Source organism: Cryobacterium cryoconiti, assembly GCF_004403065.1.
GTDB lineage: Bacteria > Actinomycetota > Actinomycetes > Actinomycetales > Microbacteriaceae > Cryobacterium > Cryobacterium cryoconiti.
The window spans coordinates 35696-54199 of record NZ_SOHA01000021.1 but is presented as its reverse complement, the minus strand read 5'-3'; the positions used below and the strand labels follow the sequence as shown (position 1 = coordinate 54199).

The 18504-nt window shown below is 67.7% G+C and carries 22 protein-coding genes and 1 pseudogene; 2 read left to right on the top strand and 21 right to left on the bottom strand.

Translation table 11 applies throughout. The features are described 5' to 3' along the window. The 9 genes and pseudogenes from E3T49_RS08155 to glmS all read right to left on the bottom strand — a co-directional run. Positions 1–204 (bottom strand): annotated as a pseudogene (locus tag E3T49_RS08155) (hypothetical protein); the annotation flags it as partial. A gap of 93 nt (positions 205–297) precedes the next feature. Then, positions 298–717: a DUF4190 domain-containing protein gene (locus E3T49_RS08150; protein WP_166785498.1), complete on the bottom strand. Its 420-nt coding sequence runs from the start codon at positions 715–717 to the stop codon at positions 298–300. Between the two features lie 136 nt (positions 718–853). Beyond that, positions 854–1948 carry a tRNA (adenosine(37)-N6)-threonylcarbamoyltransferase complex transferase subunit TsaD gene (tsaD, locus tag E3T49_RS08145; RefSeq protein WP_134424438.1) on the bottom strand — a complete coding sequence of 365 codons (1095 nt, stop codon included), beginning with the start codon at positions 1946–1948 and terminating at the stop codon, positions 854–856. Next, the gene (gene rimI, locus E3T49_RS08140) at positions 1945–2457 is read right to left on the bottom strand and encodes a ribosomal protein S18-alanine N-acetyltransferase (protein WP_134424437.1); all 513 of its coding nucleotides are present in this window, start codon (positions 2455–2457) and stop codon (positions 1945–1947) included. Before rimI ends, tsaD begins: the two co-directional genes overlap by 4 nt. After that, the gene (gene tsaB / locus E3T49_RS08135; RefSeq protein WP_134424436.1) at positions 2457–3089 is read right to left on the bottom strand and encodes a tRNA (adenosine(37)-N6)-threonylcarbamoyltransferase complex dimerization subunit type 1 TsaB; all 633 of its coding nucleotides are present in this window, start codon (positions 3087–3089) and stop codon (positions 2457–2459) included. The genes rimI and tsaB overlap by 1 nt, the downstream gene beginning before the upstream one ends. A 9-nt stretch (positions 3090–3098) precedes the next feature. Continuing rightward, positions 3099–3611 carry a tRNA (adenosine(37)-N6)-threonylcarbamoyltransferase complex ATPase subunit type 1 TsaE gene (gene tsaE, locus E3T49_RS08130; protein ID WP_420898534.1) on the bottom strand — a complete coding sequence of 171 codons (513 nt, stop codon included), beginning with the start codon at positions 3609–3611 and terminating at the stop codon, positions 3099–3101. Then, positions 3608–4762: an alanine racemase gene (gene alr / locus E3T49_RS08125; RefSeq protein WP_134424435.1), complete on the bottom strand. Its 1155-nt coding sequence runs from the start codon at positions 4760–4762 to the stop codon at positions 3608–3610. The genes tsaE and alr overlap by 4 nt, the downstream gene beginning before the upstream one ends. Beyond that, positions 4759–5115 (bottom strand): holo-ACP synthase, encoded by a 357-nt coding sequence (locus E3T49_RS08120; RefSeq protein ID WP_134424434.1) that lies wholly within the window; start codon positions 5113–5115, stop codon positions 4759–4761. The genes alr and E3T49_RS08120 overlap by 4 nt, the downstream gene beginning before the upstream one ends. Positions 5116–5154: 39 nt before the next feature. Then, a complete protein-coding gene (gene glmS / locus E3T49_RS08115) occupies positions 5155–7005 on the bottom strand; it encodes a glutamine--fructose-6-phosphate transaminase (isomerizing) (protein ID WP_134424433.1) in 1851 nt (616 codons plus the stop codon). Between the two features lie 33 nt (positions 7006–7038). Here glmS and coaA point away from each other — a divergent pair, with 33 nt between their 5' ends. Then, the gene (gene coaA, locus E3T49_RS08110; protein WP_134424432.1) at positions 7039–7995 is read left to right on the top strand and encodes a type I pantothenate kinase; all 957 of its coding nucleotides are present in this window, start codon (positions 7039–7041) and stop codon (positions 7993–7995) included. A 77-nt stretch (positions 7996–8072) separates the two neighbouring features. Here the strand turns inward: coaA and glmM are convergent, their stop codons facing one another. From glmM to E3T49_RS08090, 4 genes are all read right to left on the bottom strand, one after another. After that, a complete protein-coding gene (glmM, locus tag E3T49_RS08105; protein ID WP_134424431.1) occupies positions 8073–9434 on the bottom strand; it encodes a phosphoglucosamine mutase in 1362 nt (453 codons plus the stop codon). 21 nt (positions 9435–9455) lie between these two features. After that, the gene (gene rpsI, locus E3T49_RS08100; RefSeq protein WP_134424430.1) at positions 9456–9941 is read right to left on the bottom strand and encodes a 30S ribosomal protein S9; all 486 of its coding nucleotides are present in this window, start codon (positions 9939–9941) and stop codon (positions 9456–9458) included. Positions 9942–9990: 49 nt separating this feature from the next. Beyond that, positions 9991–10437 (bottom strand): 50S ribosomal protein L13, encoded by a 447-nt coding sequence (gene rplM, locus E3T49_RS08095; RefSeq protein ID WP_134363342.1) that lies wholly within the window; start codon positions 10435–10437, stop codon positions 9991–9993. A gap of 175 nt (positions 10438–10612) precedes the next feature. Then, on the bottom strand, positions 10613–11446 hold the full coding sequence (locus E3T49_RS08090) for a tRNA pseudouridine synthase A (RefSeq protein WP_134424443.1): 834 nt from the start codon (positions 11444–11446) through the stop codon (positions 10613–10615). Between the two features lie 190 nt (positions 11447–11636). On the opposite strand from E3T49_RS08090, the gene E3T49_RS08085 reads away from it, so the two are divergent. Beyond that, on the top strand, positions 11637–13541 hold the full coding sequence (locus E3T49_RS08085) for an acyltransferase family protein (protein ID WP_134424429.1): 1905 nt from the start codon (positions 11637–11639) through the stop codon (positions 13539–13541). A gap of 42 nt (positions 13542–13583) precedes the next feature. Here E3T49_RS08085 and E3T49_RS08080 read toward each other — a convergent pair whose 3' ends face one another. The 8 genes from E3T49_RS08080 to E3T49_RS08045 all read right to left on the bottom strand — a co-directional run bounded on the left by E3T49_RS08080 (position 13584) and on the right by E3T49_RS08045 (position 18504). Next, entirely contained in the window at positions 13584–14627 is a 1044-nt protein-coding gene (locus E3T49_RS08080) for a GNAT family N-acetyltransferase (RefSeq protein WP_134424428.1), read from the bottom strand. Between the two features lie 130 nt (positions 14628–14757). After that, entirely contained in the window at positions 14758–15255 is a 498-nt protein-coding gene (gene rplQ / locus E3T49_RS08075; protein ID WP_134424427.1) for a 50S ribosomal protein L17, read from the bottom strand. A 46-nt stretch (positions 15256–15301) separates the two neighbouring features. Next, positions 15302–16294: a DNA-directed RNA polymerase subunit alpha gene (locus E3T49_RS08070; RefSeq protein ID WP_134363339.1), complete on the bottom strand. Its 993-nt coding sequence runs from the start codon at positions 16292–16294 to the stop codon at positions 15302–15304. 184 nt (positions 16295–16478) lie between these two features. Next, positions 16479–16877, bottom strand: coding sequence for a 30S ribosomal protein S11 (rpsK, locus tag E3T49_RS08065; protein WP_055821293.1), 399 nt, complete (start codon positions 16875–16877; stop codon positions 16479–16481). 45 nt (positions 16878–16922) lie between these two features. Continuing rightward, on the bottom strand, positions 16923–17297 hold the full coding sequence (gene rpsM, locus E3T49_RS08060; RefSeq protein WP_104100946.1) for a 30S ribosomal protein S13: 375 nt from the start codon (positions 17295–17297) through the stop codon (positions 16923–16925). Between the two features lie 220 nt (positions 17298–17517). Continuing rightward, positions 17518–17631, bottom strand: a complete 114-nt coding sequence (gene rpmJ / locus E3T49_RS08055) for a 50S ribosomal protein L36 (RefSeq protein ID WP_035834639.1) — start codon at positions 17629–17631, stop codon at positions 17518–17520. A gap of 66 nt (positions 17632–17697) precedes the next feature. Next, the gene (gene infA, locus E3T49_RS08050) at positions 17698–17919 is read right to left on the bottom strand and encodes a translation initiation factor IF-1 (protein ID WP_022883252.1); all 222 of its coding nucleotides are present in this window, start codon (positions 17917–17919) and stop codon (positions 17698–17700) included. Positions 17920–18048: 129 nt separating this feature from the next. Further along, complete coding sequence (locus E3T49_RS08045; protein ID WP_134424426.1) at positions 18049–18504, bottom strand: PTS mannitol transporter subunit IIA; 456 nt, start codon at positions 18502–18504, stop codon at positions 18049–18051.

Below are 18504 nucleotides of genomic sequence, written 5' to 3'. Positions count from 1 at the left end.
GGCCGGGGCGCCGTAGGCGGGCGGCGCGGCCGGCGTGCCATAGGCGGGCGGCGCGGCCGGCGTGCCATAGGCGGGCGGCGCGGTCGGGACATCCGTACCTGCGTCGGATCGCGGGATGTCCGGTACCTGAGGCACATCGGGCACCTGCGGGACGTCGGGCACCTGCGGGACCTCGGGGTTGCTGGGAGTATTCGAATCGCTCATGCGAGTTCATTCCTTTCCGAACGGCGCAGTATGCGTCGCAGGTTGTCTGGGGTCACCGGCTAGCGGCCCAGGTGGCGGCCAACGGCCGCTGTGTCAGAAGCTGTCGACCATGGACGGGTCGTTGAGGATCGCGACCATCACCGGGATGAGAACGACCATCAGGATGATGCCGGCGACGATCCCGAGATAGCCGAGGACGAGGCCGGCGATCGCGAGCCCGCGGCCCTTTTCGCCGGTCCGGCCGATCTGGCTCAGGCCGATGTGGCCGCAGATGATGCCGGCCAGGGAGATCCCCAGCACGCTCGTCACCAGCGACACGATGGACAGCACGTTGTATTTCTCGGTCGGGGACTGCTGCGCGTAGGGCTGCTGGTAGGGCTGCTGCCCGTACGCCGGGGCAGCCTGGGGTGCACCCTGCTGCTGCGGGGCCGGAGTCTCGGCTCCGGGCGCCGGGGCAGCCGGCGGCTGGAACATCGGGGGCGGGGTTACCGGAGGCTGATTCGGATCGGTCATGTCGCGTGCTCCTTTGAGAATGGTGCATCTGGGCTGCCGGGGTGGCTCCCGGCGGGACAGCGGGACAGGTGCCGCGAGCGGGGCCTGCCGAAGCCCAGAATACCCGCCCGACGGCGAAGCGCCGGTGATCGGGGCTTCAGACCTGGATGTCGGATACCGGAAGGGTCGAATCCGCGCCGAATTCCAGCGACGAGGGCTCATGCCCGGCCATGATCAGCTGAGCCCCGAGGGCGGCGATCATCGCGCCGTTGTCGGTGCAGAGCGATAGAGGCGGGATGCGCAGGGCGATGCCGGCGGCATCCGTGCGTTCCTGGGCCACCTGGCGCAGCCGGGCGTTGGCGATGACGCCGCCACCCAGCAGCAACCGCGGCACGCCCAGGTCGACGCAGGCCGCCACGGCCTTGGTCAGCAGGATGTCCACGACCGACTCGCGGAAACTGGCTGCGACATCGGGGATCGGCACCGGTTCGCCGGCGTCGCGTTTCTGCTCGACCCAGCGGGCCACCGACGTTTTCAGCCCGGAGAAGGAGAAGTCGTAGCGGTGCTTCTCCATGTCCTTGGTCTGGCTGAGCCCGCGGGGGAAACGGATGGCGGTGGGGTTGCCCTCCAGCGCCGCCTTGTCGATCTGGGGTCCGCCCGGGTACGGCAGGCCGAGCAGACGGGCCACCTTGTCGAAGGCCTCGCCCGCCGCGTCGTCGATGGTCTCGCCGAGCAGTTCGACGTCGGAGACCAGGTCGCGCACCAGCAGCAGCGAGGTGTGCCCGCCGCTGACGAGCAGTGCGATGGTGGGGTATTCGAGCGGCTCGGTGGTGTCGTCGGCGCCGAGGCGCAGCACGTCGGCGCCGACGTGGCCGACGAGGTGGTTGACCGCGTAGACCGGTTTGCCGAGGGAGATGGCGAGCGCCTTGGCCGCGCCGACCCCCACCATGAGCGCGCCGGCCAGACCGGGGCCGCAGGTCACGGCCACCGCGTCGATGTCATCCAGGCGGATGCCGGCCTCGAGCGTCGCCGCCCGGATCGCCGGCACCAGTTCCTCGAGATGAGCGCGCGCTGCCACCTCCGGCACCACTCCCCCGTAGCGGGCATGTTCGTCCATCGATGACGCGATCGTGTTCGAGAGCAGCACGGTGCCGCGCACGATGCCGATCCCCGTCTCGTCACACGAGGTCTCGATGCCGAGCACGAGCGGGTTCGTGCGGTTCAGGGCCAGGGGGTCGTTCACGCCGGTCATTCGGTGGCCTCCGGCGCGGACTCGGCCGGCGTCATCATCATCTCGGGGTCAGGCACGTGCAGGCGCATCACGATCGCGTCGACGTTGTCGGGCTGATAGTAGCCGCGCCGGATGCCCAGCTCCTCGAAGCCGAGCCGGCGGTAGAGTTCCTGGGCCGGCGGATTGTCGGCGCGAACCTCGAGGAACACCTCCCGCACGCCCCTCTTCCGGGCTTCGGTGATCAGGCTGAGCATCAGCGTTCGGCCGAGGCCGTGGCCGCGGGCCTGCTCGCTGACCGCGATGGTCTGAATATCACCTTCGTGCGCCCCGGCCGGAGCCAGCAGGCCCGCGTACGCCTCGATCCGGTCGGGCCGGCCCGGCGGGAAGGCCACCAGGTAGTAGCAGTCGGGGCTGACCACGTCGTGGGCCATCGCGTCAGCGGACCAGGCGTCATTGACGAAGATGCGGGTCTCGAGGGTCATGATCGCCTGCACGTCATCGGCTTTCGCACGGCGCAGCTGCCAGGTCATCAGCTCACCCGCTTCGGGCCGTTGGACAGGGTGACGTCGGGCGAGCGCAGGTACAGCGCCTCGTCGACGGCGAACGGGCGCTGGTGCGCCCACATCAACTCGGCGACCTGCCCCAGGTCCCCGGCCGATACGCCGACCGCGTCGAAGCGGGGCACTGCGGCGTGGACCCACGCGGCCTCGAGCAGCACGGCCGGCTTGGCCACGCACGGCCCGTCGACCCGGATCGGGAGGCCCACGGCATCCGTCCCGCTGTACACGGACCAGTTCACCTCGCGCCGCCGGGCGTCGGTGACGACGACCAGTGGGCCGGTGTGGCCCGCCTGGTAGTGACCGAAGGCGAGCGCATCGTGACTGACGACCGGTACGAACGGCACACCGGCGCCGAGGGCGAAGACCCGCGCGGCGGCGATGCCCACGCGCAGGCCGGTGAACGGCCCGGGGCCCATGCCGCCGACCACGGCGGACAGGGCGCTGATCGGCACGGCCGCGTCGCGGAGGCAGTCGGCGATCAGGCGGCCGACCACCTCGGCGTGGCGCATGGTGTCGCTGGTGGACTGTTCGGCGATCACGCCTCGGGCGAGGTCGACGACCGCGACGCTCGTCCCGGCGGAAGTATCGATGGCGAGAAGCACCTCACCAGCCTATTCGTTGAATGCGCCGGAGTCAGCCCAGCGGGGGCCGTGCGGGGTCACCGTGACCGTGCGCGGCTCGTCCAGGTCGAGCACCTCGTCGGGGTGGGCCGTGACGACGGATGCCTCGGCCTGCGAGGCCCCGACCGGCCGTTCGATCTCGATGTCCAGCCAGGCGTCGGCGAGGCCGTCCAGCATGCCGCGGCCCCACTCGACGACGACGATGGACCGGGCGAAATCGATGTCGAGGTCGTCCAGTTCGAGGGCGCTTCCGAGCCGGTAGGCGTCGACGTGCACGAGCGGGGGCCCACCGACCGTGCTGGGGTGGGTGCGGGCGAGCACGAACGTGGGGCTGGTGACCGCACCCCGCACCTGCAGCCCCTCCCCGAGTCCGCGGGTGAAGGTGGTCTTCCCTGCTCCGAGCGGCCCGGTCAGCACGATCAGGTCACCGGCCCGCAGCAGTGCCGCCACCGAACGGCCGAACTCGTGCATTGCGGCGGCGTCGGGGATGACGGTGCGCATCATCGCTCACCGCCGCGGGCGGTGCCGACGGCGTCACCGGGGGCGTCCCGATAGCTGCGGGGAACCCGGTTCCCGATCCGGGTGACGATCTCGTAGTTGATCGTGCCGGCGGCGTCGGCCCAGTCGGTGGCGCTCGGAACGCCGGTGGCCGGGTCGCCGAAGAGCACGACCTCGTCACCGACCGCGACATCCTCCCGGCCGACGCTGACGACGAACTGGTCCATCGCGATGCGCCCGACGAGGGGATGGAGCCGCCCCGCCAGGCTGACCAGCGCGGTGCCGGATGCCTGACGCGGTACCCCGTCCGCGTAGCCGAGGGGCACCAGGGCGAGGTAGCCGTCAGTGGGAGCCCGCCACAGGTAGTCGTAGGAGACCCCGGCGCCGGCAGCCACCAGACGGACCGCGGCAATCCGCCCCCGAAAAGTCATGGCCGGTCGGAGGCCCAGGTCATGAGAGCTCTGGTCCGTGAATGGCGACAACCCGTAGATGCCGATGCCGACGCGCACCATGGTGTACCGCGCCGCCGGGACCCGCAGGGCCGCGGCAGTGGAGGCAAGATGGATCAGCGACGGGGTCAGGCCCGCGGCGCGGGCGACGGCGAGCCCGCGTTCGAAGCGGACGATCGCCTCGGCGTCATCCTCCGGGGAGGCGTTCGCGAGGTGGCTGAAAACGCCCGTCACGATGAGCCGGCCGGCCTGCTCGAGCTCGGCCGCCAGCGCGAACGCCTCGGCCCAGTCCGGTTCGTGCACGCCGTTGCGGTTGAGCCCGGTCTCCAGTTTGATGTGCACGTCCGCCACGACGCCGAGCGTGCCCGCGGCCTCCGCCACCTGGTGCAGCTGCCGCACGGACGACAGCCCGAGGGACACGTTCCGGGCGAGGGCGGCGGCGAAATCGGCATCCGGATCGTGCAGCCACGCCAGCAGGGGCGCGTCGATGCCGGCGCTCCGCAGCTGGAGCGCCTCGTCGATGTCGGCCACGCCGAGCCAGTCGGCGCCGGCGGCGAGCGCGGCGCGGGCGACCGGCACGGCCCCGTGACCGTAGGCGTTCGCCTTGACGACGGCCATCAGGTGCGGCGTGCCGATCACGCTCTTCAGGTGGGCGACGTTGGCGGACACGGCACCGAGATCGACGACGGCCTCGCGATAGCCGGTCATGCGTGTCCTTCCGCGACCACGAACGCGCAGGCCACCCCGGCGTCGTGGGTCATGGTGAGGTGCACCGTGTCGATGCCCCGCACGGCCAGGGCCGCGGCGGCGGCTCCGGTCAGCACGAAACCGGGATTGCCGTGCGTGTCGGTGACGACGTCCATCTCCTGCCAGCTGACGCCGGCGCTGTCGCCGAGGGCTTTGATCAGAGCCTCCTTGGCCGCGAAACGCGCGGCCAGGGAGTTCACCGGCAGGCCGCGCTCGGCTGGCGTGAAGAGCCGGGCGATCAGCCCCGGCGTGCGCAGGACCTGCCGTTCGAAGCGGGCGAGGTCGACGATGTCGACCCCGATGCCCCGGATCATCCGTTCACCCTGCGCTGCTCCCCGTCCGCTCCGCCTCGGCTACTCGACCGTGACCGACTTCGCCAGGTTGCGCGGCTGGTCGACGTCGAGTCCCTTCGCCGTGGCGAGTTCCATGGCGAAGATCTGCAGCGGCACGACGGCCAGCAGCGGCTCGAACAGCGGCGATGCCAGCGGGATGCGGATGACGGTATCGGCGAACGGCAGCACCGCGACATCCCCCTCTTCGGCGATCGCGATGATGCGCGCGCCGCGGGCGCGGATCTCCTGGATGTTGGAGACCACCTTGGGGTGCAGGTGAGCGGAGCCGCGCGGGCTCGGCACGACGACGAAGACCGGCTGGCCGGGCTCGATCAGCGCGATCGGGCCGTGCTTGAGCTCGCCGGCGGCGAAACCCTCGGCGTGGATGTAGGCCAGCTCCTTGAGCTTGAGCGCACCCTCCAGGGCGATCGGGAAGCCGACGTGGCGGCCGAGGAAGAGGACGGCGCGGGTGTCGCTCATCCAGTTGGCGAGTTCGTGAACGGTCGATTCCTGAAGCAGGGTGGTCGCGATCTTCGCCGGGATGCCCTGCAGCTCGACGACCTGTTCCGCCTGCTCGGCCTCGGACAGGCTTCCGCGCACGCGCGCCAGGTGCAGCGCGAACAGGTAGAGCGCCGTGATCTGCGCGACGAACGCCTTCGTCGAGGCGACGGCCACCTCGGGTCCGGCGTGCGTGTAGATCACAGCGTCGGACTCGCGGGGGATGGTGGCACCCTGGGTGTTGCAGATCGAGATTGCCTTGGCGCCGGCGTCCCGCGCGTACTTCACGGCCATGAGGGTGTCCATCGTCTCGCCGGACTGGCTGATCGAGATGACCAGGGTGTCTGCGGTGAGCACCGGGTCGCGGTAGCGGAACTCGTGGCTGAGCTCGACGTCGACCGGGATGCGGGTCCACTTCTCGATGGCATACTTGCCGACCTGGCCGGCATACGACGCGGTGCCGCACGCGACGATGACGATGCGGCGGATGTCCCGCAGCGCGTCATCACCGAAGGCCGTCAATTCCGGCACGACCACGGCTGCACCCGCGATGCGGCCGCGGAGCGTGTTCGCGACGGCGTCCGGCTGTTCGGAGACTTCCTTGGCCATGAAGCTGGACCAGCCGCCCTTTTCCGACGCGGAGGCGTCCCAGGCGATGTCGAACTCTTCGGTTTCGACCGGGTTGCCGAAGAAATCTGTGACGGTGACGAGGTCAGGCGTGATTGTGACGATCTGGTCCTGGCCGATGGCCACGGCCCGGCGGGTGTACTCGACGAAAGCGGCGACGTCGGAGCCGAGGAAGTTCTCCCCGTCCCCCAGGCCGATCACGAGCGGGGAATTGCGGCGGGCGCCGACGACGACGCCGGGCTGGTCCTGGTGTACGGCCAGCAGGGTGAATGCGCCGTCGAGGCGGGAGACGACCGCGCGGAACGCTTCGCCCAGGTCACCCGTGCGCTGGTATTCACGTCCGAGGAGGATGGCGGCGACCTCGGTGTCGGTCTCGCTCTCGAAGCTGAACCCCTCGGCGAGGAGTTCGTCCTTCAGCGTGGAGAAGTTCTCGATGATGCCGTTGTGGATGACCGCGAGCTTTCCGTTGTCACCCAGGTGCGGGTGCGCGTTCAGGTTGTTCGGCGCACCGTGGGTCGCCCACCGGGTGTGCCCGATGCCGGTGTTCCCGTTATTGATCGGGTGGGCCTCGAGTTCTGCGGCCAGAACGGCCAGCTTGCCGGCACGCTTGGCGGTGTTGAGGGTACCCTCGCCGTCGATGACGGCGATGCCCGCCGAGTCGTACCCCCGGTATTCCAGCCGACGAAGTCCTCCCATCAAGACCTGAACACTCTTGTTGTCTCCGACGTATCCCACGATTCCACACATGGATTCGATTTTAGTCCGAGTAAGCTCGGTGGAATGTCCGATCCGGTTGCGAGTCCTTGGAACAACGGCCACAGCACTCCCTTCGTCGAACTGGACCGGGCAGACTGGGCCGCCCTCGCGCCGACCACCCGGCTCCCGCTGCGAGAGACCGAGATCGTGCAACTGCGGGGGCTGGGTGAGCCGCTCGACCTGAATGAGGTCACGGATGTCTACCTGCCGCTCAGTCGCCTGCTGAACCTGTACGCCGCCGGCGCCCGGCAACTGCACCGGGCCACGAGCGATTTCCTCGGCGAGCGGGCCCAGCGCACGCCCTTCGTCATCGGCGTCGCCGGATCGGTCGCGGTCGGCAAGTCCACCATCGCCCGGCTGCTGCGCGAGCTGCTCGCCCGCTGGGAAGACACTCCACGGGTCGAACTGGTCACCACCGACGGCTTCCTGCTGCCCAACGCCGAACTCAACCGCCGGGGGCTGATGGAACGCAAGGGCTTCCCCGAGTCATATGACCGCCGTGCCCTCCTGCGCTTCGTGGCCGCGGTCAAGAGCGGCGCCGCCGAGGTGCGGTCGCCGTTCTACTCCCACCTGAGTTACGACATCGTGCCGGACGCCCAGATCGTCGTGCGCCAGCCGGACATCCTGATCGTCGAGGGCCTCAATGTGCTGCAGCCTCCCGGGCCGGGTCACGGCCTGGCCGTCAGCGACCTGTTCGACTTCACCGTCTACGTGGACGCCCGCACCCAGGACATCGCGCGCTGGTACGAGGAGCGCTTCCTGAACCTGCAGCGCGGCGCGTTCAGCAACCCGAAGTCGTACTTCCACCGGTATGCGAGTATGACCGAGCCCGAGGCGCGAAGCCGGGCGCGGGAGATCTGGACTGAGATCAACGAACCCAACCTGCTGCGCAATATCCGGCCGACACGCTCCCGCGCCACTCTCGTGCTGCGCAAGGACGCCAACCACGCCGTGTCCAAGGTGCTGCTCCGCAAGGTCTGACCTGCGCAGTGCCCGTTCCGGTCGAGAGTGACCGCTCCGCCGGTCACTCTCGACCGGAACGGGCGCGCTCGCGGTGGCTAGAGGGCGAGCTGCCGCCGCACGATGTCGGCCAGCTCGTTGGCGAGCCGGTCTGCTGTGCCCTGATCGGCCGCTTCGACCATGACCCGAACCATGGGCTCGGTGCCCGACGGGCGCAGGAGTACCCGCCCGGTGTCGCCCAGTTCGGCTTCGGCGGCGCGCACGGCCCCCGCGATGACCTCGTCGGCGTTCAGCCCGTGGTGATTGACACCGCGAACGTTAACCAGGATCTGCGGGAAGACCGTCATCACCGAGGCCAGCTCGGCCAGGGTCTTGCCGGTGCGGGCCATTTCGGCGACCAGGTGCAACCCGGTCAGGATGCCGTCACCGGTCGTGGCGAATTTGGTCATGATGACATGGCCGGACTGTTCGCCGCCGAGCGAGAGCCCGTCGATGTTGAGTTCTTCGAGAACGTAGCGGTCGCCGACCTTGGTCTCGATCATGCGGATGTCGTTGGCGGCCATGGCCTTGCGCAGACCGAGGTTGCTCATCACGGTGGCCACGAGGGTGCGGTCTTTCAGCACGCCGCGTTCGGCCATCGACACCGCGAGGATCGCCATGATCTGGTCGCCGTCGACGATGTTGCCGTCGCGGTCGACGGCCAGGCAGCGGTCCGCGTCGCCGTCGTGGGCGATTCCGACGTCGGCGCCGGCTTCGATCACGGCGCGGGCGAGGTTGTCGAGGTGGGTCGAACCCACGCCGTCGTTGATGTTGTTGCCGTCGGGGTCGGCGCCGATGACCGTGAGCGTGGCTCCGGCATCCGTGAAGACCTGCGGGGACACGCCGGCGGCGGCGCCGTGCGCGCAGTCGAGTACGACATGGATGCCGTCCAGGCGGTTCGGCAGGGTGCCGAGGAGGTGCACGACGTAGCGGTCCTCGGCATCGGCAAAGCGGCTGATCCGGCCGACGTTGCCGCCGACAGGCGTGAGCATGTCGAGCTCGAGGTGCTCTTCGATGCGGTCTTCGACGTCGTCGGGAAGTTTGGTGCCCCCGAAGGCGAAGAACTTGATGCCGTTGTCGGGAGCAGGGTTGTGCGAGGCTGAAATCATCACGCCGAAGTCAGCGCCGATATCGGCGATCAGGAATGCGGCCGCAGGGGTCGGGATGACGCCTGCGTCGAGCACGTCCACGCCGGAGCTCGCCAATCCGGCCGCAACCGCGGCCGAAATGAATTCACCGGAGATCCGAGGATCCCGGGCGAGCACCGCAACGGGCCGACGGCCCTCTGCGCGACGCAACTCCGCGCGGCGGCCCTGAGTCAGGACCGCCGCACTGGCCTGGGCGAGGCCCAGGGCCAGTCCAGCCGTAAGGTCACGGTTGGCCAGACCCCGGACGCCGTCCGTGCCAAATAGTCGAGGCATGTGTCTACAGTGCCGATCGACTTAACGCTTGGAGAACTGAGGAGCCTTACGGGCCTTCTTGAGTCCGGCCTTCTTACGCTCCTTGACACGAGCGTCACGGTTGAGGAAACCGTTCTTCTTGAGGATGGCGCGGTTGTTCTCTTCGTCGATCTGGTTCAGCGAACGCGCGATGCCCAGACGCAGGGCGCCGGCCTGGCCGGAGGGGCCACCACCGGTGATGCGTGCGATGACGTCGTAGCTGCCGATGAGGTCGAGCACCTTGAACGGGTCGTTGATGAGCTGCTGGTGCAGCTTGTTCGGGAAGTAGTCCCCGAATTCGCGGCCGTTGACCGTGATGGTGCCGGAGCCGGGGACGATGCGCACGCGGGCGATGGCCTGCTTGCGACGGCCGACGGCTGCGCCGGGAACGTTGAGGATGGCGCGGGGCGCCTTGGTTACAGTCTCGGTCGGAGTCTCGGTCGAGTAGCTCTCCGGAGCCTGGTCAATCTGATCTGCGATTTTCGCCACGATGGTGTGAATCCTTTTTTCTTAGAATCGAAAAGTCTGGTGGCCGGCGCTACTGAGCGACCTGGGCGAGGGTGTACGGCTTGGGCTGCTGCGCGGCGTGCGGGTGCTCCGGGCCGGCGTAGACCTTGAGCTTGGCGAGCTGGGCACGACCGAGGGTGTTCTTCGGCAGCATGCCGCGGATGGCCTTCTCAACCGCACGGGTCGGGTGCTTCTCCAGCATCTCCGAGTAGTTGGTGGCCGTGAGGCCGCCCGGGTAACCGGAGTGGCGGTAGGCCATCTTCAGGTCGAGCTTCTTGCCGGTGAGGGCGATCTTCTCAGCGTTGACGATGATGACGAAGTCACCCATGTCCATGTGCGGAGAGAACGTTGCCTTGTGCTTCCCGCGAAGGAGGATGGCGGCGTGGCTGGCAAGACGACCAAGAACGATGTCGGTGGCGTCGATGACGACCCAGTCGTGCTGGACTTCGCTTGCTTTGGGGGTATAAGTGCGCGTCACTATTGTGCTGCTTTCTTGTTTTCGAACGGAGGTGTTCGTGAATCCCGCTCCGGGTGTGTTCCCAGAGGGGGAACACGATCGATGGAGGGCTCACGTTCGTGTGCCTGGCTGCAACGCACAGACACCAAGGAATAACACTAACGCGACCGACTCCCGAGCGCAATTCGGGGCGGCGCTACTCGGTGTCGTCGATCAGCTCACGGCGTGCGCGGGTCTCGCGCGCCCGCAGGGCCAGCAGCTCATCGGCCGGATAGCCGACCTCGAGCAGGGTGAGACCCTGGGCCGGCATGACCTTGAACTCGCTGGTCCGGGCCCGCTCGATCCGGAGGTCGACCAGGCGGTCCCCGGCCAGACGGCCCTCCCCCACGGCGACGCACGCCCCGACGAGCGCGCGCACCATGCTGTGGCAGAAGGCGTCAGCCTGAACGGATGCGACGAGCACGCCATCCGGGTCACGGCGCCAGCGGAACTCTTGGAGGGTGCGGATCGTGGTGGCCCCGGGGCGGGGCTTGCAGTAGGTGGCGAAGTCGTGCAGGCCGATCAGCGTCGCGGCCGCCGCATCCATCGCGTCCACGTCGAGGGCGAACCCGTGCCAGGTGGTGCGGAAGCGCTGCAGCGGGTCGTGCCCGACCACGGAGTCGGCGATCCGGTATTCATAGCGGCGGTAGAGCGCGGAGAACCGGGCGTCGAAACCGGGCGGGGCCAGAATCGACGACTTGATCACGATTTCCGGCTGGGTGACGAGGATGCCGCCGAGACGCCGTTGCACCATGACCGCGAGCGGCGTCGGCGGCCGGCCCTTTCCGCGGGTGATGCGCACGAGACCGTCGGCCTGGTCGGGGTTCAGATCGAAGTGGGCGACCTGCCCGGTCGCGTGCACGCCGGCATCCGTTCTCCCGGCCACGGTCAGAATCGGTGTGGGCGGATGGCTGTGCAGGATGCCGGCGAGCCCGGCCTCGATCTGGCCCTGAACAGTGCGGAGGCCCGGCTGGGTGGCCCAGCCGCTCATGCCGGTTCCGTCGTAGGCGATGTCGAGCCTGATCCGGGTGGTGCCCGCTGCTTGGGTCTCGTCGGGCGCCGGGGGAAGAATCACGGAGGTAAGTGTATGTTCCGGGCCGGGTTATCGTAGAACCCGGACTTCGGTCCCCACCTGTCATGAATACCTGTAGCCCCCGCCCTCTGACGCTCGCCGGCACTCCGTGAGCGTCCCCACCAAACGCCTGGCCGGTCTCGACGGCCTGCGTGGCATCGCCGTGGGCCTGGTCGTGGTGTTCCACTTCTTCCCCGCGGCCCTGCCCGGCGGGTTCATCGGTGTGGACGTCTTCTTCGTGATCAGCGGATTCCTGATCACCGGCCTGCTCCTGACCGAACGGGACAGGACCGGCCGCATCTCTCTCGGCCGGTTCTGGCAGCGCCGGGCGCTGCGCCTGGTGCCGCCGCTGATCCCGCTCATTCTGATCGCCGCAACGGCCGCGTGGCTGATCGGGGGTGACGTGCTGGTGGGGCTCGGCTGGCAGCTGATCGGGGCGGCGACGTTCGGCTACAACTGGGTGTCGATCGCCGGGTCGGCGAGCTATTTCAGCGCCACCGCGCCGGAACTATTCCGCAACCTGTGGTCGCTGGCGGTGGAGGAACAGTTCTACCTGATCTGGCCCTTCGCCCTGCTGGCCCTGCTGCTCGTGCGGAACGACCCGCTGCGGCTCGGCCTGGTCTCTGCACTGGCCCTGGCGTCGGCCCTGTGGATGGGGCTGCTGTACCAGCCCGGAGACCCCACCCGGGTCTATTACGGCTCGGACACGCACAGCTTCGGGCTCTTCACCGGGGCCGCGCTCGCACTGCTGCTGCACCGCTCCGGGGGCGGCGCCCGGCCGGTTTCCCGACTCGCGGCCCTGCTCGGCCGCTGGCGCCCCGGGCTCGGCGTGGCCGCTCTGGCCGGAGTGCTGGTCGCCGCGTTCCTGCTGCCCGATACGGGAGCCACCACCTACCGCGGCGGGCTGCTGGCCGTGAGCCTGCTGACCGCCGTCGTCATCTGGGCGGCCGTGCAGGGGCGGCGCTTCGGTGCCGCGCTGGACACCGGCACACTGCGCTATCTCGGCGAACGTTCCTACGGCATCTACCTGTGGCACTGGCCGGTGCTTGTGCTGCTGCAGTCCCTGTGGCCGGCGGCCCTCACCTCACCGACCGTGCTGACGAGCATTGTCATCGGCCTGCCGGCGCTGTCCCTGACGCTGCTGGCGGCTGGCGCGTCGTACCGCTGGCTCGAAGTTCCGGTGCGATCGAACGGGGTGCGCGGGAGCATCCGTCGCCTGCGCACGCGCGCCGCCCGCTCTTCGTACCGGCGCGGCTGGGTGGCCCTGGCCGTCGTCACGGGCCTCCTCCTGACCGGGGGTACGACTGCGGCGATCGTGACAGCCCCGCAACAGACGAGCGCGCAGAGCGAGATCGAACGCGGGCAGAAGGCGCTGGATGCCGCGGAGCGCCAGGCTCTGCAGGCCGAACGCCGCGCATCCCGGTCGGCCGCCGCCGCGCCCGCGTCCGCCGGAGCGGGTGAGCGGATCACGGCCGTGGGCGACTCGGTCATGCTGGCTTCCGCGCCCGAGCTGCAGGCAGGGTTCCCGGGCATCGCGATCGACGCGGCGGTGTCGCGGGGAATGGCCGCCGCCCCCGACATCCTCAAGGCGCAGGCCGAGTCCGGCGCACTCCGGCCGGTGGTCGTCGTCGGACTCGGCACGAACGGGCCGATCCGGGCGAGCCAGCTCGACGACATCCGCGCCGTGATCGGCCCCGACCGGGAGCTGGTCCTGGTCACGGCCTTCGCCGAGCGCGACTGGACGGCAGGCGTCAACGACGCCCTGGTCGCCTTCGCCGGCCGCTATCGCGCGGTCGAACTCGCAGACTGGCACGGCGCGATCGCCCCGCACACCGACCTCCTGGCAGGGGACAACGTCCATCCGGGACCGACCGGCGGCCGGATCTATACCGAGAGTGTGCGGGCGGCCCTGGACCGGCTTGCTCACACGCCGCCGGCGTTCGGCGGACTGGATGCGTACCGTGCGCCCGACCCGATGCGGCCGCTGGAACACCGGCCGCCCCGAATGCCCTGACCGGTTGACGCGCTGACGCACCGCGAGCGAACGTGCGGCTCCCTAGAGCTCCACCGTGAAGGCGAGCCTGCGGGTGGTCGGGGTGAACCCCATCCCGAGGTACAGGCTCAGCGCACCCGTCGGGCTCTCAGAGTCCACGATCAGAGTCGCCCGGGCCAATCCCTCGGTTCGCGCCGAGGTGAGGTGCCGGGCCAGCAGGGCCCGCGCCACGTGTTTGCCGCGCCATTCGTCGATGACACCGACGAGATCGACGTGGCTGCCGGTGTAGCCCTGGTTCGCCCAGTCGTCGACGTTGACGGTGGCCATGGTGAAGCCCACGACCTGCTCGGCGCTGCCGGGGCCGGCCACAACGGCCACATAGGAGAGGTCGGGCCGGAAAATGCGCGAGTTCACGAACGAATCCCACGCTTCGTCGCTCATAGGCTGACTCGCCCAGTGGTCCCGGAACGACGAGTCGCGGGCCGCATGCGCCGCACGGGACACGACCGGGCTGAATCGCACCACACGGATGTCCCCCGGCAGGTCGACCTCGGGGATCGGTTCATCGAGGCGTCGTTCGAGGGATTGGAAGTAGCGGGCGCACTCCATGCCCATCCGCCGGAACAGGCGGGCGCTTCGGTACGCGGTCTCGTCGGTGTAGGCCAGTATCCAGCGGGGCACCGTCGGGGCTACCGCAGCCAGTTGCTGTTCGGCCCGGGCCAGCTGCCAGGCGAGCAGCTCCCGGCCGAGGCCCCGCCCACGGTAGCCGGGGCGCACGCCGCCGACCAGGATCGACCGGGCCAGGGTCTCGCGGTGCGGCGGGGAGATGACCATGCCCATCGCCGCCAGCGTCCCGTCGGCGGCGAAGCCGATCAGTGAATCCTCCGCCGGATGGAAGTACGACAGCCCGAAGTCCCGCGCGATGCCCTCCCGCGTGGTCAGGTGGTGCGGATGGTCCGCTTTTCCGACAGCGCGGGTGAACTGCCACAACTCGTCGACGTCGTCGGGGGTGGCCGGTCGCCAGTGCTCGATCTCCGGGTGGGAGGGCAGACGGCTGCCGGCCGCCGTGTCCGGGCGACGGGTCGGGGTGCGCGTCGAGCGTTCCATGGCGCATACGGTAGCCGGGGCCCGATACGCCCGATAGGCGGTTGCGGAAGCTCGAAAGAGGGGCCCGACCGAAGTCGGGCCCCTCAGTGTTTCGCGCGGCCGTCAGGCCGCGCTCAGCACGCGTGAATGCTTACTTGGCTTCCTCGTCAACGACGTCAGCTTCAACAGCTGCGTCCTCGGCGACGACCTCGGCCGGAGCCTCGGCAACGGGCGCTGCCGCGGCAGACTTGGACGCAGCCTTGACGGAGGAGCGCTTGACCTTCGGGGTGACGGGCTCGAGAACGAGTTCCATCTGAACCATCGAAGCGTTGTCGCCCTTGCGGAAACCGAGCTTCGTGATGCGGGTGTAGCCGCCTTCGCGAAGAGCAACCTGCGGTGCGATCTCGGTGAAGAGCTCGTGCACGACGGTCTTGTCACCAATGGTGGCGAGAACGCGGCGACGAGCGTGCAGGTCACCCTTCTTTGCGAAGGTGATCAGTCGCTCGGCGACCGGACGCAGGCGCTTTGCGCGCGTCTCGGTCGTCTTGATGGACTTGTGGGTGAACAGGGATGCGGCCAGGTTGGCGAGCATGAGGCGCTCGTGGGCCGGTCCGCCTCCGAGGCGGGCTCCCTTAGTGGGCGTAGGCATTGGTTATCTCCAGTATCAAAGTCGAAAGTCAGTCTGAAAGACCGCTTTAGATGGTGGTTTCTTCGTCGTAGCCGCTGTAGAAGTGGGCGCCGTCGAATCCGGGCACCGAGTCCTTCAGGGACAGGCCGAGCTCAACGAGCTTGTCCTTGACCTCATCCACCGACTTCTGGCCGAAGTTGCGGATGTTCATCAGCTGGGTCTCCGAGAGGGCGACCAGTTCGCTGACGTTGTTGATGCCTTCACGCTTGAGGCAGTTGTACGAACGAACCGACAGATCGAGGTCTTCGATCGGAATCGACAGTTCGGTCGACAGCACGGCATCGACCGGCGCGGGGCCGATTTCGATGCCCTCAGCGGCGGTGTTCAGCTCACGGGCCAGACCGAACAGCTCGGTCAGCGTACGACCGGCGGATGCGATGGCGTCGCGAGGCGAAATCGCCGACTTGGTCTCCACGTCAACGACGAGGCGGTCGAAGTCGGTACGCTCACCGGCACGAGTTGCCTCGACACGGTAGGTCACCTTGAGCACGGGCGAGTAGATCGAGTCGACCGGAATCTGGCCGGCCTCGGAGTACTCGTTGCGGTTCTGGGTGGCCGACACGTAGCCGCGGCCACGCTCGATGGTCAGTTCGAGTTCGAACTTGGCCTTGTCGTTCAGGGTCGCGATGACGAGCTCGGGGTTGTGAACCTCGACACCGGCCGGAGCCGAGATGTCGGCGGCCGTGACCTGGCCCGCACCCTGCTTGCGCAGGTACGCGGTGATGGGCTCGTCGTGCTCGCTGGAGATGACGAGACCCTTGATGTTCAGGATGATCTCGGTGACGTCTTCCTTGACACCGGGAACGGTGCTGAACTCGTGCAGCACTCCGTCGATCCGGATGCTGGTGACAGCGGCTCCGGGGATCGAGGACAGCAGGGTGCGGCGCATCGAGTTGCCGAGGGTGTAACCGAAACCAGGCTCAAGAGGTTCGATGACGAACCTGGATCGGAACTCCGAGATGTTCTCTTCGGTGAGCGTGGGGCGCTGTGCAATAAGCACTGTTGATTCCTTTCGGCTAAGTGTCCGCTATATGACACTTGCGTGGCGAGGTTTTGAGTTGTGTGTCTCTCGACAAGCCCGACAATCGAGCACATCGTCGAACGAGGAAGGGGTGGTGCCCCACGACCCGCCACAGCCGGGCCCGTCTTGCGACGGGCCCGGCCGATGGCGAGATGCCGGTTGGTTAGACGCGACGACGCTTGGGCGGACGGCATCCGTTGTGCGCCTGAGGCGTGACGTCGTTGATCGAACCGACCTCGAGGCCAGCGGCCTGGAGCGAGCGGATCGCAGTCTCGCGGCCCGATCCGGGTCCCTTGACGAAGACGTCAACCTTCTTCATGCCGTGTTCCTGCGCCTGGCGGGCAGCCGACTCGGCAGCCAGCTGTGCGGCGAACGGGGTCGACTTACGCGAGCCCTTGAAGCCAACTCCACCTGAGGACGCCCAGCTGATGACCGCACCGGTGGTGTCAGTGATCGAGACGATGGTGTTGTTGAAGGTGCTCTTGATGTGGGCCTGGCCCACAGCGATGTTCTTCTTTTCTTTCTTGCGCGGCTTCCGAACGGCCGACTTTGGTGCTGCCATGAATTTCTCCTGAATCCTAAAGGCTTAGGCGGGCCGGGCCGAGGCCTAGCGCGCCTTCTTCTTGCCGGCTACGGTGCGCTTCGGGCCCTTGCGGGTGCGAGCGTTGGTCTTGGTGCGCTGGCCGCGAACGGGCAGGCCCTTGCGGTGGCGGATGCCCTCGTAGCTGCCGATCTCGACCTTGCGGCGGATGTCAGCGGCAACCTCGCGGCGGAGGTCACCCTCAACCTTGAAGGTTCCTTCGATGTAGTCACGGAGGGCGACGAGCTGCTCGTCACTCAGGTCCTTGACTCGGATGTTTCCATCGATTTCAGTGTCGGCGAGGGTCTTGAGTGCCCTCGTGCGGCCAACACCAAAGATGTAAGTCAGTGCAACTTCCACGCGCTTATCGCGGGGAATATCAACGCCGGCTAGACGTGCCATTGTGGCTTCTCCTGTATATGAGTGGAGGTCTGTAACAGTGCCTGTACATCGGCCTCCAACCGATGGTGTCCCCCCGAAGGGTTCCCGGCACTGCTATTTTCTGTATTCAGTTGCATCTCGACGGACTCGACGTTGATCGGGCCTGTCGCCGTAATCGAGCTCGTGGTGATCGAGCCTGTCGCGGTGATCGAGCCTGTCGCGGTGATCGAGCCTGTCGAGATCAGCCCTGACGCTGCTTGTGACGAGGGTTCTCGCAGATGACCATCACGTTGCCGTTACGGCGGATGACCTTGCACTTGTCGCAGATCTTCTTGACGCTGGGCTTGACCTTCATGGTGTGTCCTTGTATTCGCTGTCTTCGTACCCCAGGAACGCCTCGGGCCGTTACTTACAGCACTCTCTACTTGTAGCGGTAAACGATCCGGCCGCGAGTCAGGTCGTACGGGCTCAGCTCAACGATCACGCGGTCCTCAGGGAGGATACGGATGTAGTGCTGACGCATCTTGCCTGAAATGTGGGCAAGAACTTTGTGGCCGTTGGTCAACTCAACGCGAAACATCGCGTTGGGAAGAGCTTCGACTACTGCGCCCTCGATTTCGATGACACCGTCTTTTTTGGCCATAACTCACTATCGCTAGGGTATTGATTGCTGGTCGTGCGTGGATTGTGGTGAAATGACACGCCGCATAGGCGGGCATCAGACACCAAGGATTTACTCTATGGTACAGAGTTGCCTTTTGGCAATTCTTCCCTATAATCCGATCGAGAATTCTGAGCTTTCGCCCGACAGGATCCTGAGGATCTCTGCGGGCGTGTCGGCGTCGATCAGCTTCTGCACCTGGTTCACGTCGGAAAAGACGGCCGCGATCTGTTGCAGGATTTCAAGGTGCTCGCTGTCGAGGCCCGCGATCCCGATCACGAAGCGAACCTGCTGTCCGTCCCACTCGATCGGGTCGGCGTAGCGCACGAACGACAGGGCGGATCGCACGATGGACCCCCTGGCCTCGTTGGTGCCGTGGGGGATGGCCAGGAAGTTCCCCATGTAGGTCGACACGCTCGCCTCACGCTCGAACATCGACTCGACGTAGTCGGGGAGCACAGCGCCCGCGCTGACGAGCAGGTCACCGACTTCCCGGATGGCGCCGGACTTCGTCGTTGCCGTGCCCGCAGCGACCGCGTCGAGCAGCGGCAGGATCCGCCGAGTCAT